The organism is Synechococcus sp. CBW1004 (assembly GCF_015840715.1).
Classification (GTDB): Bacteria; Cyanobacteriota; Cyanobacteriia; order PCC-6307; family Cyanobiaceae; genus Cyanobium.
On the sequence record NZ_CP060397.1, the window covers coordinates 3438943 to 3463928 of the forward strand.

At 68.6% G+C, this 24986-nt stretch carries 17 protein-coding genes; 12 read left to right on the forward strand and 5 right to left on the reverse strand.

The annotated features are described in order from the left end of the window. The first annotated feature begins 122 nt into the window (after positions 1–122). Positions 123–2975 (forward strand): RNA helicase, encoded by a 2853-nt coding sequence (locus H8F25_RS16350; RefSeq protein WP_197211311.1) that lies wholly within the window; start codon positions 123–125, stop codon positions 2973–2975. A 107-nt stretch (positions 2976–3082) separates the two neighbouring features. Here the strand turns inward: H8F25_RS16350 and H8F25_RS16355 are convergent, their stop codons facing one another. Continuing rightward, positions 3083–5593, reverse strand: a complete 2511-nt coding sequence (locus H8F25_RS16355; protein WP_231596919.1) for a transglycosylase domain-containing protein — start codon at positions 5591–5593, stop codon at positions 3083–3085. Positions 5594–5668: 75 nt separating this feature from the next. On the opposite strand from H8F25_RS16355, the gene H8F25_RS16360 reads away from it, so the two are divergent. From H8F25_RS16360 to H8F25_RS16385, 6 genes are all read left to right on the forward strand, one after another. Next, positions 5669–5986: a hypothetical protein gene (locus tag H8F25_RS16360; RefSeq protein WP_231596920.1), complete on the forward strand. Its 318-nt coding sequence runs from the start codon at positions 5669–5671 to the stop codon at positions 5984–5986. Then, positions 5983–6852 carry an FHA domain-containing protein gene (locus tag H8F25_RS16365; protein WP_197211313.1) on the forward strand — a complete coding sequence of 290 codons (870 nt, stop codon included), beginning with the start codon at positions 5983–5985 and terminating at the stop codon, positions 6850–6852. Before H8F25_RS16360 ends, H8F25_RS16365 begins: the two co-directional genes overlap by 4 nt. Positions 6853–6932: 80 nt before the next feature. Next, on the forward strand, positions 6933–8276 hold the full coding sequence (locus tag H8F25_RS16370) for a protein kinase (RefSeq protein WP_197211314.1): 1344 nt from the start codon (positions 6933–6935) through the stop codon (positions 8274–8276). 71 nt (positions 8277–8347) lie between these two features. Further along, the gene (locus H8F25_RS16375; protein ID WP_197211315.1) at positions 8348–9136 is read left to right on the forward strand and encodes a VWA domain-containing protein; all 789 of its coding nucleotides are present in this window, start codon (positions 8348–8350) and stop codon (positions 9134–9136) included. After that, the gene (locus tag H8F25_RS16380) at positions 9133–11394 is read left to right on the forward strand and encodes a protein phosphatase 2C domain-containing protein (protein WP_197211316.1); all 2262 of its coding nucleotides are present in this window, start codon (positions 9133–9135) and stop codon (positions 11392–11394) included. Before H8F25_RS16375 ends, H8F25_RS16380 begins: the two co-directional genes overlap by 4 nt. 104 nt (positions 11395–11498) lie before the next feature. Further along, positions 11499–12224, forward strand: coding sequence for a transaldolase family protein (locus H8F25_RS16385; protein ID WP_197211317.1), 726 nt, complete (start codon positions 11499–11501; stop codon positions 12222–12224). Positions 12225–12574: 350 nt separating this feature from the next. Here the strand turns inward: H8F25_RS16385 and H8F25_RS16390 are convergent, their stop codons facing one another. Continuing rightward, a complete protein-coding gene (locus H8F25_RS16390) occupies positions 12575–13066 on the reverse strand; it encodes a 30S ribosomal protein PSRP-3 (protein ID WP_197211318.1) in 492 nt (163 codons plus the stop codon). Positions 13067–13128: 62 nt separating this feature from the next. Here H8F25_RS16390 and H8F25_RS16395 point away from each other — a divergent pair, with 62 nt between their 5' ends. Next, entirely contained in the window at positions 13129–13941 is an 813-nt protein-coding gene (locus H8F25_RS16395; protein WP_255518333.1) for a TIGR01548 family HAD-type hydrolase, read from the forward strand. Between the two features lie 63 nt (positions 13942–14004). Here the strand turns inward: H8F25_RS16395 and H8F25_RS16400 are convergent, their stop codons facing one another. Beyond that, positions 14005–15333 (reverse strand): aminopeptidase P N-terminal domain-containing protein, encoded by a 1329-nt coding sequence (locus H8F25_RS16400; protein WP_197211319.1) that lies wholly within the window; start codon positions 15331–15333, stop codon positions 14005–14007. Between the two features lie 419 nt (positions 15334–15752). Between H8F25_RS16400 and H8F25_RS16405 the strand changes: the two genes are divergently transcribed. From H8F25_RS16405 to H8F25_RS16420, 4 genes are read left to right on the forward strand one after another with little or no spacing between them, the layout of a single operon-like run. Further along, the gene (locus tag H8F25_RS16405) at positions 15753–16781 is read left to right on the forward strand and encodes a CNNM domain-containing protein (protein ID WP_197211320.1); all 1029 of its coding nucleotides are present in this window, start codon (positions 15753–15755) and stop codon (positions 16779–16781) included. Next, positions 16778–18340, forward strand: coding sequence for a DUF697 domain-containing protein (locus H8F25_RS16410; RefSeq protein ID WP_197211321.1), 1563 nt, complete (start codon positions 16778–16780; stop codon positions 18338–18340). The genes H8F25_RS16405 and H8F25_RS16410 overlap by 4 nt, the downstream gene beginning before the upstream one ends. Further along, entirely contained in the window at positions 18340–18987 is a 648-nt protein-coding gene (locus H8F25_RS16415; RefSeq protein ID WP_197211322.1) for a nicotinate-nucleotide adenylyltransferase, read from the forward strand. Before H8F25_RS16410 ends, H8F25_RS16415 begins: the two co-directional genes overlap by 1 nt. Further along, complete coding sequence (locus H8F25_RS16420) at positions 18954–20822, forward strand: NAD+ synthase (protein ID WP_197211323.1); 1869 nt, start codon at positions 18954–18956, stop codon at positions 20820–20822. Before H8F25_RS16415 ends, H8F25_RS16420 begins: the two co-directional genes overlap by 34 nt. Before the next feature lie 60 nt (positions 20823–20882). Here the strand turns inward: H8F25_RS16420 and H8F25_RS16425 are convergent, their stop codons facing one another. After that, positions 20883–21923: a hypothetical protein gene (locus H8F25_RS16425; RefSeq protein ID WP_197211324.1), complete on the reverse strand. Its 1041-nt coding sequence runs from the start codon at positions 21921–21923 to the stop codon at positions 20883–20885. Between the two features lie 1100 nt (positions 21924–23023). Beyond that, positions 23024–24553, reverse strand: a complete 1530-nt coding sequence (locus H8F25_RS16430) for an IS5 family transposase (protein WP_231596832.1) — start codon at positions 24551–24553, stop codon at positions 23024–23026. Between the last annotated feature and the right edge of the window lie 433 nt (positions 24554–24986).

Sequence of the window (24986 nt, forward strand, 5' to 3'; positions counted from 1 at the left end):
GTTGACTCTAGGGAGGCTTCCCAGGCCGGGACGCGGATGTCCCGAAGGGGCACTGCGTGGGGGTGGCTGCGGGCTTGATGGGATGCAGCGTCCTCCCCACCGTCAGCCCATAGGATCGGCCCATGCCCGAGCAGGACACCACCGGCACCGTGCCGCCCCTCGGGCAGCTGTTCCCCTTTCCGCTCGATGGTTTCCAGCTGGAGGCGATCGATGCGCTCAACCAGGGCCATTCGGTGGTGGTCAGTGCCCCCACCGGTTCCGGCAAGACGCTGGTGGGCGAATACGCCATCCACCGCGCCCTGGCCCATGGCCGCCGCGTCTTCTATACGACGCCGCTGAAGGCCCTCTCCAACCAGAAGCTGCGCGATTTCCGCGAGCAGTTCGGGGCCGAGCGCGTCGGCCTGCTCACCGGTGACCTCAGCCTCAATCGCGAGGCCCAGGTGGTGGTGATGACCACCGAGATCTTCCGCAACATGCTCTATGCGGAGATCGATCACCCCGACAACGATCCGCTCGTCGATGTCGAGGCGGTGGTGCTTGACGAGTGCCACTACATGAACGATTCCCAGCGCGGCACCGTCTGGGAGGAATCGATCATTCACTGCCCCTCCACCATCCAGCTGGTGGCCCTCTCGGCCACGGTCGCCAACGCCGGGCAGCTCACCGACTGGCTGGAGCGGGTGCATGGCCCCACCCGGCTGGTGTGGAGCGATTTCCGGCCGGTGCCGCTGGCCTTCAGCTTCTGCAGCGCCAAGGGCCTGCATCCGCTGCTCAACGACGAGGGCACAGGGCTGCATCCCAACTGCAAGGTCTGGCGCCCTCCCAAGACCACCCGCCGCAAGGGCCCGAAGCTCCCCAAACCGCCCCAGCCGGAGGCGCCGCCGATCGGCTTCGTGGTGGCGCAGATGGCGGATCGGCAGATGCTGCCGGCGATCTATTTCATCTTCAGCCGCCGCGGCTGCGACAAGGCTCTGCGGGATCTCTCCAAGGCCTCGTTGGTGACGCCCGAGGAGCAGGCGCGCATCCGCGCCCGTCTCGAGGCGTTTGTGGCCACCGCACCCGAGGCGGTGCGTGAGGGCGGCCACGCCGACGCGTTGCTGCGCGGCATCGCCGCCCACCACGCCGGGGTGCTGCCGGCCTGGAAGGAGCTGATCGAGGAGCTGTTCCAGCAGGGCCTGATCAAGGTGGTGTTCGCCACCGAAACCCTGGCGGCGGGCATCAACATGCCGGCACGCACCACCGTGATCTCAGCGCTCTCCAAGCGCACCGAGCGCGGCCACCGGCCGCTGATGGGCAGCGAGTTCCTGCAGATGGCGGGCCGTGCCGGCCGCCGCGGCCTCGACACCCAGGGCTACGTGGTGACGGTGCAGAGTCGCTTCGAAGGCGTGCGCGAGGCGGGCCAGCTGGCCCTGGCGCCGGCCGATCCGCTGGTGAGCCAGTTCACCCCCAGCTACGGCATGGTGCTCAACCTGCTGCAGCGCTACGACCTGGCCAAGGCGCGCGAGCTGGTGGAACGCAGCTTCGGCCGCTACCTGGCCAGCCTCGATCTGGCCGAAGATGAGGCCCGCATCGCCGAGCTCGTCGCCCAGTTCGATCGCCTCTCCTCCACCGCCGGCGACATCCCCTGGGAGGAGCTGGAGGACTACGAGAAGCGCCGCGGCCACCTGCGCGAGGCACTCCGCCTGCTGCGCATCCTGCAGCAGCAGGCCGAGGAGACGGTCGCCCACGAGCTCACCCTGGCGCTGCAGTTCGCCAGCGAGGGCACCCTGGTGAGCCTGCGCTGCCCGCAGCTGCGCAGCCGCGTCACCCCTGCGGTGATCGCCGCCAAGGTGCCGGGGCCAGGGCAGTTCCCGCTGCTGCTCTGCCTCACCGATGAGAACGTCTGGATCCTGCTGCCCTGCAGCGCCGTGGTGGCCCTGCACGCCGAGCTGGCCTGTCTGCAGGTGAAGCAGCTCGACCCGCCGGAGCTGCAGCACGTCGGTGAGCTGCGCCACGGCGACAACGCCAGCGGCGGCATGGCCCTGGCGGTGGCGTCGCTGGCTCGCCGCCATGACATGCACACCCCCCGCTACGACCTGCAGGAGGAGGTGCGCCAGCAGGCCGAGCAGGTCCGGTTGCTCGAGGATGAGCTGGAGGCCCATCCCGCCCACGGCTGGGGCGATCGCAAGCAGCTGCGCAAGCAGCAGCGCCGCATGGAGGAGCTGCACGACGAGATCGAGGAGCGGCGCCGGCTGCTGCATCACCGCTCCAACCGCCACTGGGACACGGTGCTGCAGCTGATCGAGGTGCTGCGCGTGTTCGGTGCCCTGGCCGGCGACGACGGCCTCGAGCCCACCGAGGTGGGCCGCACGGTGATGGCCCTGCGCGGCGACAACGAGCTGTGGCTGGGGCTGGCGCTGATGAGCGGCCATCTCGATGAGCTCAGCCCCTCGGAGCTGGCGGCGGTGCTGGAGGCGATCTCCACCGAGGTGAACCGCCTCGATCTGTGGTGCGCCTGGCAGCCGCCGGCGGCGGTGGAGGAGGCGATGCACGACCTGCGCGGCCTGCGCCGCGAGCTGGGGCGCCAGCAGGAGCGCCGCGGCCTGGTGATCCCGATCTGGTGGGAGCCGGAACTCACCGGCCTGGTGCATGCCTGGGCCGAGGGGGCCAGCTGGAGTGAGCTGATCGCCTCCACCTCGCTCGATGAGGGCGACGTGGTGCGGGTGATGCGCCGCACGGTGGACCTGCTGGCCCAGCTGCCCTATGCCGAGGTGATCAGCGAGCAGCTGCGCACCAAGGCCCGCAAGGCCCTGAGGGCGATCAACCGCTTCCCGGTGTGCGAGCTGGAGGATCTGCTCCCGAAGGGGCAGAACGGCAATGGCGTCGCGCCGGAGCAGGCACAGGGTCAGGAGGCGGTGTCGGCCTCGATGGCTGGCTCTGGAGTCCTCCCGCAGGACGCTGACTCCGCGGCGGGAGACGCCCCCGCCACCCTCTGATTCCGGAGGGGGCGACGTTTCGACGTCTCAAGCCATCGATCCTGTGTCTTGCCACAACGGACGCGGATGGGCTGGCACGCCGCGCTGCGGCCTCAGGCGACCCGGGCTCACACCTGGCGCATGAACTGCCCCCACAGTTCGGCGGCCAGGGCGCCGGCGGAGGCTTCGGCGGGGCTGCTGTCGTCGTTGCCCAGCCACACGCCGGTGAGGATGCCCTTGCTGGGCGAGTAGCCGATGAACCAGGCGTCGCGGCCATCGTTGGTGGTGCCGGTCTTGCCGCGGGCATCGGCCACCACCGCAGCGTTGCGGCCGGTGCCGACCTCCACCGCCCGCCGCAGCATGGCGTCCATCTGAGCGGCGATCTCCGGGGCGAGCAGCTGCTGCGGTTTCTCTGGCAGGGGCTCGAAGATGCCGTGGCTGGGGCAGCTGTTGAGGGCCAGCTCCGAGCGGCAGATGGCGAGGTCGTAGATCCGCTCGACGCCATGCATCGGCACGGTGCGGCCGCCGTTGCCCACCACCGCGAAGGCGCGCGCCATCTCATAGAGGAGCACCTCATTGCCGCCCAGCACCATGCTCGGATCCGGCTGCAGGTGGGGTGAGGAGATGCCGAGCCGGCGGGCCATGGCGATCACCTCGTCGAAGCCCACCCGATCGGCCAGATGCAGCGCCACCGGGTTTTCGGAATAGGCCAGACCATCGCTCATGCTCATCGCCGCCTCCCCCCGCAGGCAGCCGCTCTCCAGCTGAAAGATCGGGGCGCACGACATGCTGTCGCCGGGCTTCACCCCCTGCTCGAGCGCCGCCAGATAGGTGAACAGCTTGAAGGTGGAGCCGGGCTGCCGCAGCGACTGGACGCGATCAAACCTGTAGTCGCCGCCGCCCACGTAGGCCAGGATCTTTCCGGTACGGAGATCGAGGCTGATCAGGGCGGCCTGGTGCACGCCGAGCGGCCGGGCCTCGCTCTCGAGAAACTGCTGCACGCTGCGCTGGGCCAGCGCCTGCAGCTCCGGGTCGATCGTGGCGACGACGTGATAGTTGCCGCCTTCCCGGCTGGGGTCGATGTTGAGCGAGAAGCGCTGCCCCTCGATCTCCCACATTGCGTAGTCGCTGAAGAAGGGATAGCTCACCCAGCGCGACTGCTGGCAGGCGGCAGCATCGAAGATCAGCGGGCTGCGCACCGCATCGCGGTACTGCTCGCGGTTGAGATAGCCCTCCTCGAGCATGCGGCGCAGCACCAGATCGCGGCGCAGCTTCGGTGTCCACACCTGTTCATCCGGCAGCGGGGTTTCCGCTCTGCCGGTCTTCTGTTCGCGCGCCAGCCGCCGCGCCCGCAGCTCACTGGGGCCGGGGGCGCAGATGTTGTAGCCGTTCGGGCTCGGCAGTAACCCCACCAGGTAGGCCGCTTCGCTGGCATTGAGCTGGCGCGCCGATTTGCGGAAATAGAGCTGAGACGCCTGCTCGAAGCCCTCGGTTCCCAGGCCCAGAAAGGCGCGGTCGAGATAGAGCTTGAGGATCTCGCTCTTGTTGAAGCGGGTCTCCAGCTGCCACGACACCGGCAGCTCGCGGATCTTGCGCGCCAGCACGCCCCAGCGGGTCGGGTCGCCGTTGGCATCGGTCTCGGGCGTGCTCACCCAGGGCCAGATCGACTGCGGATTGCCGCTCTTCACCCACGGGACCACCATGCGCGCCACCTGCTGGGTGAGGCCGCTGCCGCCGCCGCTGCGCCGCACCAGCGAGCGCAGGGTGCCGCCGATGTCGAGGCCGCTGTTCCAGCCGAAGCGCGCATCCTCCGAGGCCAGCAGCGCCTGGCGCAGCACCAGCGGATAGTCCTCCAGGGTCGGCAGGGCGGTGGCGGCCCCTTCGCGCGAATCGATGCGCCGTCCGTCGGCCGCCACGATCTTCACCGGCCCGCCGATGAAGTCCACCCGGGAGCCGCCGGTGATCGTGCTCAGCAGCAGCAGGCCGCCGATCACCGCACCTGATCCCACCAGCGAGGCCAGGCCCACCCCATGCACCAGCTGCTCCCAGGGGCTGCGCGGATAGTGGTACCGCAGGCTGGGCGCCTCGCGCAGGGGCGAGCCGAGCTGCACCTCGTCGCCATGGCGCAGGCCGATGGCGCGGAGGCGGCGGTCGTGTCGGTAGAGGCCGTTGGCGGAGTTGAAGTCCTCCAGCAGCCAGTCGCGGTCCCGGGGGCGCTCCTTCTCGACGAAGGCATGCACGCGGCTCACCCCCTGGCCGCGGGCCACCAGCTCACAGGTCGGATCGCGGCCGATGCGCACCCGCTCCTCCCCGAGCGGCAGCGCCTGCAGGCGCTGCCCTCCCTGCCAGAGCTCCAGCCGGGCCGTGCTGTGGTGGGCCCAGCGCCACAGGCGCTGGGCCGCCGCCAGGCGCGAGGATCCATCGCCCTGGAGCAGCTCCCGCCAGGGCGATGGATCCGCCAGGGAGCGTCCGGCGTCCGCCACGCCGGGGCCTCCAGACGCGGCGGTGCCGAGGGCGTCACCGTGGTGGTTGGGCTGGTCGTCGTGCTGCTGTGGCTGCCCTTCGCCTCCGCTTCGGGTGTGCGGCGCCCGGGTGCGGCCGGAGGGAACCGGGAGGTCCGTGCCGGCTGACTCCGGCAACTCCGACTCCCGCGCCGCCATCCCTGCTGTCCTGTGTGCCGTTGGGCTGTTGCCATAGGCTACGGCCTGCAATCGGTGGGTCCAGAGGTGGAACAACGGCGCGATCCCTGGGCGCCCTTCCGGTTGTGGGTGGCCCTGACGATCGCTCTGTTCGCGCTTCGTGCCGTTTCGATCACCGCTCCCTTCGCCTGGCTGCGCGCGCTCGCCTCGATCCCCGGCTGGGTGCTGCTGCTGATGGTGATGGTGGCGCTTCTGCTGGCCAGCATCGCCCTGCTGTTCCCGGCCCGGATCGTTCCCTGGCGCGAGGGTGAGGCCGGTCTCTGGGCGGAGATCAGCGAGGACTGGCGCCATCGCTGGCGCCGCGGTTCCGGGCGCCGGGGGGGCGGCCGATGAGTGGCGGGGCCCGGCTGGTGCTGCTCAGCGACCCCTCCAAGGTGGCGCCGCTGCATCCGTCCCGGCCGCACACGATCGGTCGGGAGGCCAGCAACCTGCTCTCCATGCCCACCACCGATGGAGTGGCGCCGCATCACGCCGTGGTGCGCTGCTCGCGCGCGCACGGCTGGCTGGTCTGCGACTGGGGCAGCCCGCAGGGCACCTGGCTGGAGGGGCAACGCATCCGCCACTGCCGCCCCCTTTCCGATGGCGATCACATCCAGCTGGGTCCGGAGGGCCCGGTGCTGGTGTTCCAGCTCCAGCCGCCGCCCGCCGCGGGCCGGCCCGCACCCGGGTCTGCAGATGCACCGCAGACGCCATCGGCGTCTGCCCGCACCGCCTCCGGGCCCAGGCAGGCGGTTTCGCCGCCCGCCACGGGGATGCCGCCTCCCGCTGCGGCCAGGCCGGCGGAGCGTCCGGTGATCACGCCAGCCCCTGCGCCGGGCCGGGCCGGCTCAGCAGCGGCGAGCCCCTCCGTTGTCCGCCCGGTCGCGGCGCCCCTGGCCTTCGCCGGCCGCCCCATTCCCCTCGAGCAGATCCGCTCCGCCCACGTGCAGAGCCGCGCCCGCTTCCCCCACAGCTTCAGCTGGTGGGTGCTGATCAGCCTCGGCGGCCTGGTGCTGCTGCCCTGGCCCTTCCTGTTCTGGCCCCTGGAGATCGCAGCGCTGGTGGCCTGGATCCTGCTCGGCTCACGCAAGGAGCATGTGCTGACGGTCACCCTGCGCGATGGCATGGCCCACCGCCACAGCTTCGCCAACAGGATCACCGCCCTGAGCCATCGCAACGGCATCCGCGCTGCCATCGGCCAGAGCCTGGAGCGCGGCTGAGTGGTGGGATTCTCTCCGCGCGTCACCGCCCTGCGTCGCATCGCGCGCGACACCCTTCACCGTCACGATCCCTCGCTGCCATGAACGCGATGTTCCGCGAGGGAGCCGACCTCGCCTTCAGCAGCACCTCCAGCCCCGCCCGGGTGATCCGCTGCCTCGGCGGCGGCGGCCAGGGCCAGGTGTTCGAGGTGGCCTTCGCCGGCGAACCGATGGCCATGAAGTGGTACTTCCCCAGCTGCCTGCAGCGGGATCCCGGCCTGCGCGAGCGGCTGCGCAACAGCATCCGCACCGCCAGCCCCAATGCCAGCTTCCTGTGGCCGATCGTGCTGCTGCAGCCCACGCCCCAGTGCCAGGCGGAGCTGCGCATCCCCGCCGGAAGTTTCGGCTACATGATGAAGCTCAGGCCGCCGGAGTTCGTGGGGGCGGTGGACCATGGCGCCGGGCGTCTTGCGATCAGCCTGCGGGCAGTGCTGCGCGCCTGTTTCCTGCTGGCGGAAGCCTTCCATGCGCTGCACAGCAAGGGCCTCTGCTACAAGGACATCTCGCTGGGCAATCTCTTCCTCGATCCCGCCAGCGGTCGCATCCTGATCTGCGATAACGACAATGTCGATGTCAACGGCTCTGCGCTCGCGGGTGTCAAGGGAACGCCTGGATTCATGGCCCCGGAAGTGCTGCTCGGTCGCGCCACCCCCGGCACCCAGAGCGATCTCTTTTCCCTGGCGGTGCTGCTGTTTCGCCTGCTCACCCGCCACGATCCCTACCGCGGCCGCCTCGAACTGCTGATCCGCTGCCTCGATGAACCGGCGCGGCTGCGTCTTTATGGCGAGGATCCGGTGTTCATCTTCAGCGAGGACGATGGCCGCAACCGTCCCGATCCGCTCGAGCATCCGGCGCCGCTGCTCACCTGGCCGATCTATCCGCCTCCGCTGCAGCAGCTGTTCCAGCGCAGTCTCGGGGTGGGCGCCAGGCAGCCCTCCCAGCGGGCCTACACCGGCGAATGGATGAAGGCCCTGGCCCGCACGCTCGATCAGCGCCGCTTCTGCCCCCACTGCCGGCAGGAGGTGTTCCCGGAGCCGGGGCAACCGGGCCAGTGCTGGGCCTGCGGCGGCAGCTTCCCCGCCGGTCCGCGTCTGCTCGCCCCAGCCGCGGTGGTGGCGGCGGCGCCGGAGAACGAACTGCATCGCCACCACTTCGATCCGCTCGCGGCCGAACGAATCGATGCGCCGCTCGGCCGCATCGTCACCCATCCTTCGGATCGCGATCTGCAAGGGCTTGAGAACCTCACCACGCACCCCTGGCGCCTGGAGCTCCGCGGCGGCGAGACGCTGGAGCTGCCACCGGGAAAGCGCTGTAATCTCGCCACTCTCGGGTGCGTTCACACCCCCCTGGGCCGTGTGACTCTGGAGCGCTCAGGGGAGCGCTGAATCATCGGCTGTCCCCTGGTTGATGCCGCGCGATTCTTCATCCTTCAAGCCTGTTTTTCGCCGCCTTGCTGATGGCTTTTCCAGACGTTCAGCTCTCCCGCCGTCCCCTCCATTTCATCTATCTGTGCGACTGCTCCGGCTCGATGCTGGCGGGCGGCAAGATGCAGGCGCTCAATCAGGCCATCCGCCAGTCGCTGCCCGCGATGGTGGAGGTGGGTCGCCAGAACCCCGAGGCGCGCCTGCTGGTGCGGGTGCTCGGTTTCGGCAGCGAGGCCCGCTGGCACCTCGCCGAGCCCACGCCGGTGGAGCAGGTGCCGCAGCTGTGGGTGGACCTGCAGGCCGGGGGGATGACGGCCATGGGATCCGCGCTTGAGCAGCTGGCGGCGGTGCTGCGGACGCCGCCGATGGAGCAGCGGGCCCTGCCGCCGGTGCTGGTGCTGATCTCCGATGGTGCCCCCACCGATGGCTTCGAGCGGGGTCTGGCCACCCTGATGGCCGAGCCCTGGGCGAAGAAGGCGGTGCGTCTGGCGATCGCCATCGGCCATGACGCCGATCTGGAGGTGCTGCAGCAGTTCATCGGTCCGGAGCCCGGCGGGTCCGGTGGGTCCTGGGCTGGGCCCGACGGCGACCGCCTGCCCGGTCAGCCGGCCCGGCCCGGCGCCCGGCCGCTGCAGGCCAACGACAGCGGCACCCTGGCCCGCTACATCCAGTGGGCCTCCACCGCCGTGGTCGGGGCCGCCTCCCAGCCCCGCAGCCAGCCCGGTGGCGCCGTGGCGGGCAACGTGCCCTTGCCCGACCTGCCGCCCACCTGGATCGACCCGGTCGATTCCGCCGGCCTCGACGCCCGCCAGGTCTGGTGAACCACTGGATCCGCCCCAGCTGCGACAGCCGCACCGGTGCCTCCCATCTGCGACGCGGCGCCCCCTGCCAGGACGCCAGCGGCTTCGCCGGCTTCCGGGATGCCGCCGGCACTCCCGTTCAGGTTCTGGTGGTCTCCGACGGCCACGGCGGCTCCCGTTATGTGCGCAGCGATGTGGGAGCCCGGCTGGCCTGTGAGGTGGCGTTGCGCACGGTGGAGGAGACCCTGCGCACCAGCCGCACTGGCCAGGCCGGCAGTGAATCCGAGTGGCGGCAGTGGTTGGCCGAAACCCTGCCCCAGGCGATCGTCGAGGCCTGGCTGGAGGAGGTGCAACGCCACTGGCAGGCCCAGGGCCCCCAGGGCTCCGAGTCTGTCCCCGCATCGCTCCCCGCGTTGGCCGCCGGCTCGGCCGAGGCAGCGGCGGCTGCGTCACCTGCGGGCTTCTCCCCCATCCCCTATGGGGCAACGCTGGGCCTGCTGGTGCTCACCCCCCGCTGGTGGGGCTACACCGGCTTGGGCGACTGGGATCTGGTGCGGATCGAGGCCGCCGGCGAGGGGCGGCTGATCAGCGAGGAATCCGAGGCCGGCGGCGGTAGCGAGGCCACCTACAGCCTCTGCATGCAGGGTGCCGCCCGGTACTTCGCGCCCCGCACGGCTCTGCTGCCCCTGACGGTCGATACCGCGCCGTTCGCATTGCTGCTGTGCAGCGATGGCCTGCGCAAGTCCTGTGGCAGCGACGCCGATTTTCTGACCCTCTGCCGCTATCTGGTGGGGCTTGCGCCGGCTGCGGATCAGGCCGTCTCCGCCGAGCTGGCCGAGGCCCTCGATCACATCAGCCGCCAGGGCAGCGGCGACGACATCAGCGTCGCGCTGGCCAGCTGGGCTGCGGCGGGTCAGGCCGCGGGCTGGCCCGGGCCGGGCCGGAGTCTGCCGCCGCGGTTGGTGCAGCCGGCGCCTGAGGTGGTCTCCGGGCTCCCGGTCGATGCGGCGGCGGCGGACGGTGTGGTGGCAGCGGGGTTGGGGGCGACCTCACCTTCGGAAGGCACGAGTGGGGTCGGGGTCGCCGCTCCCCTTCCTGGAGCGGCAACGGGAGCTTCGGCGCCGCCGATCGCCTCCCGCCGCGTCGGACCCACCTCCAGCGGGCCCCAGCCGGCTGCTGGCCGTCGGCCCAGCTCTTCTGTTCACCGGCGGGGGCGCCAGCGGGTCGTGGTGGCACTGGTGCTGCTGGGCCTGGGTGGTGCCGGACTGGTGATCGCCGCCGTCCTGGGTCGCGGGCCGCTCGCCGGCCGCCGTGAGCCGGCATCCCTCGTCCTGACGTCCCGGCAGCGCAGCGACCTGCAGCGGCAGGTGGCCCTCCTCTGCGACTCGGCAGCGGTTCCAGGTGGCGGGCAGGAGCCCGCCGGCGAGGCGCTGGAACGCGGGACGGCCGCCGGCCGGGGTGCCGATGCAGCCCGCAGCGGGATCGCCTCCGCCGGTCGGGGACCTGCCCCGGTGGCAGGCAGTTCGGCAGCGACCGGGGCTCCACCGTCTCCGGGCCGGCAGCCCGCCGCGACAACCACCGGGAGGATTGCCGGCACACCTGCCACCACCGGGTCCGGGGACGTTGCGAAAGGAAGCACCGTTCCCCCCCGATCGGGGATGGCCCAGGGAGCCGCTGGGCCGCTGCGCTCCACCGCTGAACCCGCCACCCCTGTCGCCGGCGCGCTCTCCAGCGGCGCAACCGCTGCGGCCAGGCCTCCCGATCCCCAGCGCCTGCAGCGCATCGCCGCCACCCTGGCAGCCCGCGCCAGCATCTTCCAGCGGCTGGAGCGAGGCGAGCCCGCGCGGGTGACCACCGCGCTGAGCCAGAGCCAGGCCGATCCCCTCACGGCTCTGATCGCCTACAGCGCCACCGATCCCACCCTGCGGCCCGTGCCGCCGCCGCCGGAGCGCACGGGATGGTGGTCCTCCCTGGGGCGACATGCCGCCGGCCTGCTGCCGTTCGCGACCCGTCCGGGCGGGAGCTCCCTCGAGGCCGCTTCCCCCGTGGCGGAGCTGGGGGCCTGCCCTGAACTCACCCAGGCGTTGCGGGCCGCCTGGCAGCGTCAGGACTCCCCCGGAGCGGTGCAGAGCCCGGCAGCCCCCTCGCCAGCTGCGGTTCCGCTCCGGGCCGGAGGCGACGGTCGTGCTCCTTCCGGGCAGTCCGGACCGGCCGGCGCGCCTCGTGCTGCTGCGGCCAGGATGCCGGCGTCTCCGGATCCAGGCGCGTCCTCCCGCTGATCAGGGCCGTTGCCTTCGGCCGTGGGTTCAACCCACGCCAAGCGACAGCATGGGCGGCGTGCCGGCGTCGGTTCCACACGTCGCGGACGCCTCCCCTTCCCCCGATGACCCTGCAGCTGCTGCTCGACACCGCCGATCCCGCCGCCTGGAAGGCCTGGCTGCCGAGCGGGCTGTTCCGTGGGGTGACCACCAATCCCACCCTGCTGCGGCGCGCCGGCCGGCCCTGCAGTCTCGAGAGCCTGCAGGATCTGGCCCATCAGGCGTTCTCCCTTGGGGCCCGGGAGCTGCATCTGCAGACCTGGGGCGCTGATGTCGAGGCGGCCACGGCAACGGGCCTGGCGCTCGGGGCGATCGATCCGGCGCGGGTGCTGGTCAAGGTGCCGCTCACCCGCCGCGGCGCCGAGGCGGCCCGGCGGCTGATCGAGGCGGGGCTGCCCGTCACCTTCACCGCCTGCTACGAGCCGCATCAGGTGCTGATCGCGGCCGCCCTGGGAGCCCGTTATGTGGCGCCCTATCTGGGGCGGATCAGCGACAGCGGCCGCGATGGCCACGCCGAGCTGATCGCGATGCAGCGCTGCCTCGATGGGGTGGGCACCGGCACGCGCCTGCTGGTCGCCAGCCTGCGCCACCCGGACGATCTTGCCCGCCTGGCCGCCGCCGGCATGGGCACCTTCACCCTCGGCCCGGATCTGGCCGCCGCCCTGTTCGCCAGCGAGGCCACCGCCGCTGCAGCGGCGCAATTTGAAAAGGACGCGGCAGCGGCGCAATTTGAAAAGGATGCGGCAGCGGCGCAGTTTGACTGCGACACCGCAGCGGCGCCGGTGCCATGAGAGTTCGCTGCGAGGTGCCCTCTCCCCCGGTCCCGATCAGCGGAGGGCGCCGCCACGCCATCGCCGTGGATGGGTCGTGGTTGGGCTGTGATCGCGGTCCGCATGGAACCCGATGCGCCCGTTGAACCCTCGAGCCCTGCACCCGGTGGGAACGGCGTGACGATGGTGGCGCGGACCATCGCGGCGGAGCCGCCGCCGCCGCTGAAGTGATGCTGATCAGACCTGCCCTGGAGGCCCATGCGGCGTGCGTGCTCCCCCCGCTGATGTGGGATCCATCGAGAGCGGCCAAGCAAAAACCCCTCCCTGGCACAGGCCGGGGAGGGGCTGGGGGCTTGCCTGGGCTGCCTGGATCAGGCGGTGCCGCAGAAGGTGACGTCGGGGAACTTGACCTTGGCCTCCTCGAGGCTCTTGCCGCGGCCTTCCTCCTGCCAGTAGTTGATCACCTCGGTGGCCTTGTTGAGGATCTCGACGCGCTCGTTGTCGGTGATCCAGCTCTTGCCCTCGAGCTCGCTCTTGAGGGTCTCCCAGGCGTCCTCGCGGGGCCAGAAGAAGTAGGCGGTGAGGGGACTGGGGCCGCCGCCGACGATCTGGTCGACCGCCAGGGCGACGTTGTCGGGAAGCCAGAGGATCTTCAGCAGGAAGCGGCCCTCATCGGCCTTGGGGGTGTAGCCGGAGGGGACGCCGTCCTCATCGATGGTGGCGGTTGCCAGGGCGGCACTGCCGCCGCGCAGCTGGGGCCGGCCCTCGGTGGTGGTCACGGCATCAGCGCCCTGGGCCGTTTCCACCGCTTCGGTCGCGCTCACCGCATCGGCTGGTGTGGGGGCGGCTTCCGTGGCTGGCATGGTCGGAGATCCCAAGGCGGGAGAGCAAACAATTAAATTACCAGCCGATCCGCTCCCACGCCCTGAGCCCCCGCACGGCTTCCCCATGCAGAGCTGCCCTGCTGTTCGACATCGACGGCGTCATCCGTGATGTGGGTGGCAGCTACCGCCGCGCCATCGTCGAGACGGTCCATCACTACAGCGGTGTGCGGCCCGAGCCGGCATCCATCGATGCACTCAAGGCCGAGGGCTGCTGGAACAACGACTGGCAGGCTTCATTGGAACTGCTGCGCCGCGGTGGCCTGGGTGAACCCGGGCGGCCGCCGCTGCCGGAGTTCGAGGCGCTGGTGGCCGTGTTCAACGGCTTCTACTTCGGTGGAGATCCGCAGGGCGATCCGGCCGGCTGGCGGGGCTTCATCGGCAGCGAGCCGCTGCTGGTGGAGAGCACCTTCTTCGAAGCGCTCAGCGACGCCGCCATCACCTGGGGCTTCGTCAGCGGCGCCGAGCCGCCGTCGGCCCGCTATGTGCTGCAGCGGCGGCTGGGGCTGAACGATCCGCCCCTGATCGCCATGGGCGATGCCCCCGACAAGCCCGATCCAACCGGTTTGCTGCGGCTGGCGGCCGAGCTGATCGGCGCGCCGCTCGGGAGCGGGGCGGTGCCGGTGGCCTATCTCGGCGACACGGTGGCCGACGTGCTCACGGTGGTGCGGGCTCGTGAGCAGCTGCCGCAGCAGCGGTTCCTCAGCCTGGCGGTGGCGCCGCCGCACCTGCAGGCGGCGGAGGCCACCGAGCGGCGGATGGCCTACGAGGCCCAGCTGCTGCAGGCGGGTGCCGATCGGGTGATCCAGGAGACGGCGGGGGTGCTTGAGGTGCTAGAGCAGGCTCTGGAGGATTGAGGCTCAGGTCCCTGTACGGCGGGCCGAAGCCCAACCCTGAAGCCCCAGGGGCCTGAGCTCCCCTCAGCGCTCCATCGCCGCGACGCTCTTGAGGGCCGCGGCGGTCAGGTTTTCGTGGCCGTGCTCGCTCACCGCCACGTCGTCCTCGATGCGAATGCCGATGCCCTTCCAGCGCTCGTCGATCGCCGGCTGGCCTTCCGGCACCGCCAGCCGGTCGCTCACATAGAGGCCCGGCTCGACGGTGAGCACCATGCCCGGCTCCAGCACCACCGGGTGCTCGCCGAGCCGGTAGGCGCCGACATCGTGAACATCCAGCCCCAGCCAGTGGCCGGTGCGGTGCATGTACAGGTGCCGGTAGGCGCCCTGCTCGATGATTCCGTCGCGTTCGCCGCAGAGAAGCCCCAGCTCCAGCAGGCCCTCGACCAGCACCCCGACGGCGGTTGCATGGACCCCCTCGGCGGTCTGGCCCGGGCCCACCGCCGCCACCGCCGCCTCCTGCGCCGCCAGCACCAGCTCGTAGAGGGCCCGCTGCTCGCCTGTGAAGCGGCCGTTGATCGGGAAGGTGCGGGTGATGTCGCCGTTGTAGTAGTCGCTCAGGGAGCAACCGGCGTCGATCAGCAACAGGTCGCCGTCTTTCAGGCTGGCGTTGTTCGCCGTGTAGTGCAGCACGCAGGCGTTGTCGCCACCCGCGACGATCGAGCCGTAGGCCGGGCCGCGGGCGCCCTGCTCGAGGAAGTGCTGCTCGATCACCGCCTGCACCTGCCGTTCGCTCAGCCCCGGCCGCACCACCCGCCGGGCCAGCTCGTGGGCCTCGGCGGAGATGCGGGCGGCCTCGCGCAGGCGCTCCAGCTCCTCGGGCGCCTTGCGCAGGCGCATGTCATGCAGGAGCGGGCAGGGCGACACCAGGCCGAGGGCGGCATGGCCGCTGCGGGGGGCGCGGTCCAGCTGGCGCCCCCAGGCCTGCAGCACCAGCGGTTCCACCTCGGGGTGACGGCCGACGCGGAAGGCGATGCCCTCGGCGCCGTCGAGATAGCCGCTGAGGCGCTCGGCCAGCTCGCTGCGGGGGTGGGCCAGATCAGCGCCGAAGCGCTGCACCGCCCCTTCGACGCCCCAGCGGAACCCGTTCCAGACCTCGGCGCTCGGATCGCGCGGCTCGACGAACAGCACGAACGGGTTGTCCGGCTGATGGGGCAGGAACAGAGCCACCGCTCCGGGCTCATCGAAGCCGGTGAGATACCAGAAGTCGCTGTTCTGGCGGAAGGCATGCTCCACGTCGGCGTGGTGCGTCACCAGCGGCGCCGCCGGAATCACCGCGGCCGCACCGCCCAGGCGCCGCAGGAACTCGGCCCGTCGCTGCGCCAGGAGCTGCGGATCGATCAGGGTCTGGGACATGGCGGCCGCCCGGGGGACACGGACAGAGATCAGATACAGCGAGAAGATGGCACAGCCGCTTGAATGCAGGTGATCGGCCGCACCGCTTCTCCCATTCCTTCAGCCCTGTCCGCTCTGCGCCGGATCACCTGCCGCCACCGCTGGTGGGGGACACCGCCGCGCCCCCCCGCCTGCCCCGCTGACGCCAGGTGGGATTCGGGACGCACCCACCCGTCGGCTGAGGAACACCGGCAGCGGGACTGGTGGCATCGCGGCCTGCAGGCCTCCGCGTGGGGTTGTCGTTGCGCGGGCTGCCGTGACCTCCGCCCAGGCCGCTGCCCCGGCGTGCCGGATGGTCCTTCACGCGTCGCCGGGCGCCCTGTGCCTCCGCCGCCAGCACGACGCCCTGCGCGATTCACGCGTGTCGGAGCGATGCCCCGATGAATGACGTGTTGCTCCTGGTGCTGGTGGTGGCCCTGATGCTGGGCGGTTCCTTCCTTTGCTCCGGCGTCGAGGCGGCCCTGCTCACGGTCAACCCGGTCAAGGTGCATGAGCTGGCGGGCCGTCCGCGGCCGGTGGGCGGCGCCAGATCGCTGGAGCGGCTCCGTCAGAAGCTCGGGCGCACCCTGGCCGTGGTGGTGATCGCCAACAACGTCTTCAACATCTTCGGCAGCCTGATGGTGGGTGGCTTCGCCGCCTCGGTCTTCGCCACCCATGGTGTGAGAGGCCCGGCGCTGGCCCTCTTCTCGATCGGGCTCACCGTGCTGCTGATCCTGCTGGGCGAGATCCTGCCCAAGGCGATCGCCAGCAAGCTGGCTCTGCCCGTTGCCCTGGCCACGGCGCCGGCGCTGGAGCTGTTCCAGAAGCTGATGCTGCCGGTGGTGCTGCTGCTCGAGCGCCTCCTGCCGGCGATCACCGCCGAGAACGAGATCAGCACCGACGAGAACGAGATCCGCCTGCTGGCAAGGCTGGGCTCCCAGAAGGGCCAGATCGAGGCCGATGAGGCGGCGATGATCGCCAAGGTGTTCCAGCTCAACGACCTCACCGCCCGCGATCTGATGGTGCCGAGGGTGTCGGCTCCCACCCTCGATGGCGCAGACAGCCTCGAGAGCCAGCGCACCACCCTTCTCCGCCACGCAGCCCCCTGGTGGGTGGTGCTCGGAGAGGAGGTGGATGAGGTGCTCGGTGTCGCCAGCCGTGAGCGCCTGCTCAGCGATCTGCTCGACGGCCGCGGCGCCAGCCCGGTGGCTGCCCTCAGTCAGCCGGTGGAGTTTGTCCCGGAGATGATCCGCGCCGACCGGCTGCTCACCAGCTTCCGCCGCAACAGCAGTGGCGTGCGTGTGGTGGTCGATGAATTCGGCGGCTTCGTCGGGGTGGTGGGGCCCGAGGCCGTGCTGGCGGTGCTGGCGGGCTGGAGACGGACCGGCCGGAGCGGCAGCGAGCCCGGCGAGTCCGCGGTGGTCCCATGAGCCCCAGACCGCAGCCCCATGATCCCCGGCCGGAGAAGGACACGGCTGGCCGTCGGCCCCGATCGGCCACGCCGGAGGCGAGGCTGCCTTCCCTCTCCTCGCCCGCTGGGACTGGCGCTGCGTCGGCCTGGCTCGCTGAGGGAGCCGGCTGGGCCCGCTCCGGCCGCTTCGGCGTGGATGGACACTCGCGGAGCGATGCAGTCGCCCCCCCTCCGACGCCCGAGCGCATCGCTCTGCTGCTGCGCCGCTGGCGCGCCGAACTGGCGCTCAGCCCCCGTGAGGCCTCCCTGCTCGGACCGGAGCTCGCCAGCCTCGACCGGCAGCTGCAGCGGCTGGGCGAACGTCGCATGCGGGTGGCGGTCTTCGGCCGGGTGGGCGTCGGGAAGTCGAGCCTGCTCAACGCCCTGCTCGGGCAGGAGCACTTCGCCACCGATGTGGCCCATGGCTGCACTCGCCGCCAGCAGGCCCAGCCCTGGCTGGAGGCGATTGGCGGTCTGAGGCGGGTGGAGCTGGTCGACACTCCCGGCATCGATGAGATCGCCGCGGGGGGTCGCGCCCGGCTGGCAGCGCGGGTGGCCCTGGGGGCCGATCTGGTGCTGCTGGTGCTCGACGCCGATCTCAGCCGCGTCGAGCTGGAGGCGCTGAAGCAGCTGCTGGCCTTCGGCAAGCCGCTGCTGCTGGTGCTCAACCGCAGCGACTGCTGGCCCGCAGGCGAGCTGGAGGCGTTGCTCGCCAGCATCCGGCGCCGTCTGCCGCCCGCCGCGAGGGATCTGAACCTGATCGCGGTGGCGGCGGCGCCGCGCCGCGCCCGCCTGCGCGACGACGGACGGGTGCGCAGCGAACCGGAGCCTCCCCGGATCGAGCCGCTGCGCCAGGAGCTGCAGACCGTGCTGAAGCGGCGGGGAGAGCTGCTCCTGGCCCTGCAGACCCTGCGGGCCGCCGATCGCTTCAGCACGTCCCTGCATCGTCAGCGCCTGCGCCTGGGACGCCGCCGCGCCGAGGCGCTGATCGGTCAGTTCGCCGCCCTCAAGGCCACGGGGGTGGCCGCCAATCCGCTGCCGCTGCTGGATCTGGCCGGTGGCGTCGCCTGCGACAGCGCCCTGGTGCTGCAGCTCTGCCAGCTCTACGGCCTGCCGATGACCCGTTCGGCGGCCAGGGAGCTGCTCACCCGGCTGTCGGGCCACAACGCCCTGCTGGGGGGCGCCCAGCTGGCCATCCAGCTGCTGCTGGGCGGGGTGCGTCAGCTGCTGCTGCTGGCGGCCCCCGTGAGCGGCGGCCTCAGCCTGGCGCCGGCGGCGCCGGTGGCCCTGGCCCAGGCGGCCCTGGCGGTCGCCACCACCCGCCGCACCGGCCGGCTGGCGGCGTTGGCGCTGCTGCGCAGCGCGCGCTCGGCCGGCCAGCCCGGTGCCCTGCTGCGGCGCCTGGCCCAGCAGGATCCCCGCGTCCGCCCCTGGTTGGTGGAGGCCCCTGCGGAGCCGTCAGCGGCACGTCCCTCACGCCAGGGCTCCCAAGGACGCCGCAACGGCATGGAGCGCTGGCCAGAGGCGCTGCGCTCCTGATGACGCCCACGCCGCGGCTGCTGTCTGACCCCGCTGCTGCGGACAGGCTGCCGATCGCCCTGTTCGGCACCAGCGCCGATCCGCCCACCCATGGCCACCGGGCCCTGCTGGAAGGGCTGCTGCAGCTCTATCCACGGGTGGCCACCTGGGCCAGCGACAACCCGCTCAAGCAGCACAAAGCCCCCCTGGAACTGCGCATGGCGCTGCTCGGAGCCCTGGTGGAGGCCATCGGCGATCCGCGCCTCAGCCTCGAGCAGTCGCTCAGCAGCCCCTGGACGATGGAAACCCTGGCCCGCGCCCGCCAGCGCTGGCCCCAGTGCCAGCCGGTGTTTGTGATCGGCAGCGATCTGGCGGCCCAGGTGCCGCGCTGGCGTGGCGCCGCCCAGTGGCTGCCGGGCTGCCGGCTGGCGATCGCTCCCCGCCAGGGCTGGCTGCTGCAGGAGGAGGAGCTGCGGCGGCTGCGTCAGCTGGGGGCCGGGATTGAGATCCTGCGCCTTCAGATCCCGGCCACGGCCAGCTCCGGGGTGCGGGCCGCTCCGGCGCCGGAGCAGGTGCCGGCGGAACTGCATCCGCTGCTGCGCAGGCATGATCCCTACGGCCTGCTGTCGCCCGGATGCGCCTCGCCCTCGCCCAGCTCGATGCCCTGATCGGCGATCTCGAGGGGAATGCTGAGCGGATTCTGCGGGCGGGCCTGCAGGCGGCGGAACAGGGGGCCGAGCTGCTGCTGACGCCCGAGCTGTCGCTATGGGGCTATCCGCCGCGCGATCTGCTGCTGCGCCCGGCCCTGGTGGAGCGCCAGAACGACGGGCTGCAGGCTCTGGCCGAGGGGCTGCCGGCGGGGATGGCGGTGCTGGTGGGGATGGCCGAGCCGGTGCCGGGCGGCGGCAGCCCCGGCCTGTGGAACGCCATGGCCATGGTGCGTGCTGGCGGCTGGCAGGTGGTGGCGCGCAAGCGCCTGCTGCCCAGCTACGACGTCTTCGATGAGAGCCGCTATTTCCTGGCCGGACAGCAGCCGGCCGTGCTGGAGCTGGGCCAGCGACCCGGCGGCGGATCCTGGCGACTGGGGCTGAGCATCTGCGAGGACCTGTGGGTGGAGCAGGAGCTGCAGACGCAGCGAGTGGCCGGTGTCGATCCGATCGGCGAGCTGGCTCAGCTGGATGTGGATCTGCTGCTGAACCTGTCCGCGTCTCCCTATGGCCGCGGCAAGCATGCGCTGCGCAGGCAGCTGGGGCAGCGCGCCGCCAGCCGGGCCGGCTGCCCGCTGGTGTATGTGAACCAGGTGGGCGGCAATGACGAGCTGGTGTTCGACGGCGCCAGTTTCGTGGTCGATGCCGATGGCACGCTGCTCGGCCAGGGGCCCGTCTGCAGGGAGGCGCTGCTGCTCTGGGATGCCGCTGATCCCCGCGGCTCCTGGCGGCAGCTGCCGCTGGACAGGAGATCCCAGGAGGCTGGACCGTCGGATCGACTGGCAGCGGGTGCTTTGCGCCAGACGCAGCCTGAGGCGTCATCCACGATCACGGCTGCCACCAGCTCTGTTGGATCGACCGGCGGCGGCGGCGTGCAGGGAGGCCAGCCAGGCGTCGCGCCGCCGCTTGCCGTGCCCCCGGAGATGGAGCAGCTGCTGCGGGCCCTGGTGCTGGGGGTGGGCGATTACGCCCGCAAGTGTGGCTTTCAGGGAGCGCTGCTGGGCCTGAGTGGCGGCATCGATTCGGCCCTGGTGGCGGTGATCGCCGCAGCAGCCCTGGGCGCGGATCGGGTCAAGGCCCTGCGGCTGCCGTCCCCCTGGAGTTCACAGGGGTCCCTGGAGGATGCCCAGGCCCTGGCCGATCGCCTCGGGCTCGACCTGCAGACCGTGCCGATCGCCCCGCTGATGCACAGCTTCGATCAGGCCCTGACGCCGGTACTGGAGCAGGAGCCCAGTGGCGTGACGGCGGAGAATCTGCAGTCGCGCATCCGCGGCACGCTGTTGATGGCCCTGGCCAATCAGCAGGGACGGCTGCTGCTCTCCACCGGCAACAAATCGGAACTGGCGGTGGGCTACTGCACCCTCTACGGCGACATGAACGGCGGCCTGGCGGTGATCGGCGATCTGTACAAGACCACCGTGTTCACTCTGTGCGACTGGATCGACAGCCCCGAATCAGCAGGCTGCCGCCAGGATCTGGGCCTGCCGCCCGATGGCGAACTGATCGGCAGGGCGATCCGCACCAAGCCCCCCAGCGCCGAGCTGCGCCCCGATCAGAAGGACAGTGATTCGCTGCCCGACTACGCCGTGCTCGATCCGCTGCTGAGGCGGATCATCGAGGGGATGCAGACCCCCGAACAGCTGATCACTGGAGGAGCCGATCCGGCCCTGGCTGAGCGGGTTCAAGGACTGCTGCGCCGCGCCGAGTTCAAGCGTCGTCAGGCGCCGCCGGTGCTCAAGATCAGCAGCCGTTCGTTTGGAGGCGGGTGGCGGATGCCGATTGCGGGGGTGGGGTGAAATGAAGAGGCCTCATCTGGGTTCGATGACTGAACTCGTAACCCAGATGAGCCTGCCGACTCATGCGCTGACAGGATTGGTGCGCGACACCTGGATGCGCTTTCGCATTTTACGGCTGGCACTGAAGGCGACACCTGCTCCAAGAATGGGCAGCGGCCCAGGTACAGGCGTCGCCCCGGCAAGGTCGGCAACGAGGGGGCCACCAGGAGAAGTGAAAGGCAAAGCAGAAGCCGCCCCAGTGGCGGTGTTAATCGAATACCAATTGCCGGCTGCATTAGTGGCAAAGAGGGTGGGGCCTCCACTAAAAGCAATTTGGACGTTTTCTGATAAGCCAGTTGAAACAGGATTGATAATGGGAGAAAGTGTTCCACCGTTGGTGAAATTTTGGATATTGTATTTGTAGAAAAGTCGATCATTTGCGGTAACGCCATACAGGCCGCCAGCGCTATCAATTGCAATGTCTCCATAGGCACTTGTGGCGATCGAAGGAGCACCACCGAGCGTCATGGAATCAGGGAGGAAATTATTAAACTGCCCTGCAGTAGGAAGGGCACCGTTGTATAAGATAGGGATCTTGTAAATGGTATTGGTGGTATTCTTGATGGCATAAATAGAGCCATTGAAGAAAGCTGCACCAGCAAGACCATTGTTAGTACTGGTGGCAGTATTAACTGTGTTGCTCAATGTGCCAATCGTGCCCCACTGGGGAGTGCCGCTAGCTAGTGAAACATAGTTAACTTTGATTGCTCCGTTGTTGACTGGAGTTCCGTTGGTGCCGCTAAAGTTGTTATCGAAGAAAAAGATGGTTTTGTTGGCGGCATCGTAAGAAAATCCATTGACCGAAGCCTGAGTGCAGGCTGCAGCAGAACAAACAAGACCATTGTTGGAATTGCTTGAACTGGAAAAAGTGGCCGTATTTGATGCTACTGTGTAAGTGGTAAGTTTGAATGGTTGGCTGGTTCCTTGAGCTTCAATAGCATAAAATGTACCTGAAACAGAAGGTACCGCTTTTGCGGGCTGGCCAAGTGCCGACATGGCAATGCAGCTTGCGAGGGTGCCAGCTGCAATCAGCAGATGATTCTTGAGCTTCGGAGACGCCATTGATCTTTCTACTCTCGATCTTATGCTAGCTCATGCATTGCACTGCTGAGGTGTCCTGTCAGAAAATTCACGTGCAGGACGTGGCTGGGGCGGCTGCTAACGGGTCTCATTCTGTGTCCAATGGTATGCGTGGAGGTCTTGAGGGCTCTGGTTCATCCCCGCGAGATCTCGTCAAGGCTGCTGGTGTGAGCTCAGGTAGGAGCACCGGTCTTCTCTCTGTGTCCAAAAGCGCCGTTGCAGGTGTCCAAAAGCGCCGTTGCAGCAGCCGATCTCGATCAGATCGGCTTTCTCAAGGCCATTCCAGATCAACGGATGCGGAGTGAGCTGCAATTCCCTCGTCTGCTGAGGCTGCCAGGGGCGGAAAGTCCTGCGCTTCTACATGCCCATTATCTTGCCAAGATCCATTGCAGTCACAGGGATCTGGGCAGATTCGGTGGGGGCTGTGGAGAACGCGGCTGCTGATCTATGCGCAACAGCCTCCTACTTCAGCTTTGGGAGGACCTTCTGGTCGAACATCGTCAGCCGTTACTGGGAATTGGCATCGTAGGCGGCCCTGCACCAGCGGGCTACCTGCTCAGAAATAGGCCCGCTTTCGGCAGTTGTACCCGTTCAGGGGGCGGAAAAGTCCAGCGCGAACTAAAGCCCTGCTGAACCCTTGACGGGAGCCTGATTGCCGGTTGCATCTCAGTCAGAGACCACCTGTGATGAGCAGGCCAACTGCCGGGATTCCTGACGCGGGCACCGTGACCTGGGCGACAACGCGGTGGTTGCCGTCGTCCGTCTCAATCGTTGAGCTCCGCGGGGTTTTGCCGTCACAGACCAACTCATTCAGACCGTCTGGCCCACCTGGGATCTGGCCGATCATCCAGGCCTGGAGCACCTGGCCGAACTCCTGCAGATGAGTCTTATGCACAGGTAGAGGAAGGTGGTATCCGACGGCCAGCGCTTGAGGGCCAGGCCCTGCGCTTGGTTCAGTACCTCCCAAGGTCTGCCTAAAAGTGTGACCATGTCGAGCTCAATCTAGTTAGGGCTTCCTGAGAAAGTGAGAGGGAGGTCAAGCTGTCAAAGAGCCGAGCCTGAGTGAGGCGGAGACTGGCCGTTCATGTGGGGCTGAGATGAGTGCTCACACACACGAATGGGGACCCCTTGCCTGGTTGATTGCACAGGAGAAGTTGCAGCCAGGACGCAAAAAGAACAAAAAGAAGCTCCAGCAGCTTCTCGAGGTTCATCACCAGAATATTGAGTGCAATGGTTGAACCCTGGGTCACAGCGAGCTTCTCACGAATCAGGCCCAGTCCAAAACGCCTCTTGCCTTGGCCGATCTTGCCTTCAACGGCATTCCTTTGGCGCTGGTCATCGATGAACTGCTGCTTCTCGGCAGCCACCAATTCAGGATCGTTCTTCGGCCGTCCAAGTCGCGGGCCACTCAAACGGATTCCATGGCGCTGGCAGAAGGCACGGTTCGATCTTGTGCGGTAGATCTGGTCAGCACAAATCACCATCGGATAGTGACCATGGCGACGCCGATAGGAAATCGCTTGACCCTTGAGGTCTTCTCCTTCGTTGTAGGGGTCATAACTCAGGCGATCGAGGAAGGTGAATCCCTCGCCGGTGACAGAGATTGAGATCTTGGCTCCGAACTCAACATTGCAACGAGCTTTCCCGCGGACAATCGGCCTGATATGTGCCTGGCAGAGGCTGACGATGCGATCTGGGATGCTTCTGCTGTCTGCGTGATAGAGAATAGTCTGCTGGCGGACCAGCTCGCTGATCACCAGCAACTTCCGGTAGATATGCCGTCCGGCGGCCAGAAGGCTGCCACCACAGGCGATCAGGGCGTCAACGCTTGCCAGATTCCGCTTGAGGTGACCAAGCTGCTGCTTGATCGCTTTGCGGATCTTGCTGATCCTTGGCTTCTTCTTTTTGGCCACTGCAAGAAACTGCTGCCTCGCCTTTTTGCGGTGTGTACGCGGCTTGTAGCCGAAGCGTTCCCTGACCTGGGGATGCATCGCATCAATCAGGATCTCAGTCACCTCCCTGGCTTCATTGAGCAGGGATAGATCGGTGGGATGACGGATATCCACCGGCGCACAGGTGGCATCGATCAAGAGTGAACCCTGATTCGGCTGCTTCTGCAAGGATGGCTTTGGTTGGTCGGGAGGACTGGTCGATCCGCCACTGCCGTCGTCATCCCCTGTGCCCTGGGGATCTGATGAGCGAATCATTTTCAGGCCGTGGCGCACAATCCTTTCATTGCATTCATTCACAATCGCTTCTGGCAAGCGCTTGCGGAAATACACCATCATCGATGGATCAAACGGCGCCGAAGACTGGAACGCTTCCAAGCCAATGAAAAACTGGAGATAGGGGTTTTCCTTGATCTGCTCCACCAGTTCTTCATCCGTGAGCCCGAGACGGGTCTTGATGATCAAGGCACCCAGTGCCATGCGAAAGGGTTTTGCCGGTGCTCCAAAGCCCTTACAGAATTGCGCTGCGTAGTCGTCCTCCAGTTCATCCCACGGAATGAGCTCAGCCAGCTTGATCCACCGATTATCACCGGAGAGTTTGCCGCCAAACGGCAGGAAGAAGTCTTCGAACGAGAGCTGATAACGATGCTCACGCCGATACATGTGGAAAACTCCGGACCGCTTTTGGGCTCAGATCAGCCCTTTCACGCACATTTTACCGTCAGAAACTGCCGAGATCCATTGCACTGCAGTGGATCTGCCCTTATTCAGGAAGCCCTAGTTACCACGCCTTCCAGGCCAGCATTCCTTGGATGTCGTAGGGCAAGTCCCGGAGCCCTTGCCGGATCGAGCGGTAGCCACCACGCAGCAGGTTCATTCACGATGGTCTGCAAGAAGGCAAAGACCGCTGCCCCGAGGCGGTTGGCGAAGCGGTGATCGTCCTCACCCAGCTTGGGAATCACGAGCCATCAGGGCCCACTTGGCTCTACAGGGGCTGAAGCCCGAGTAGGCAGCTCAACAGGAAGCTGCAGCATGACCACACCCACCCACTCTCATAAAGCCTGGACCAATAAAGGAGATCACATCACTTTCGCCA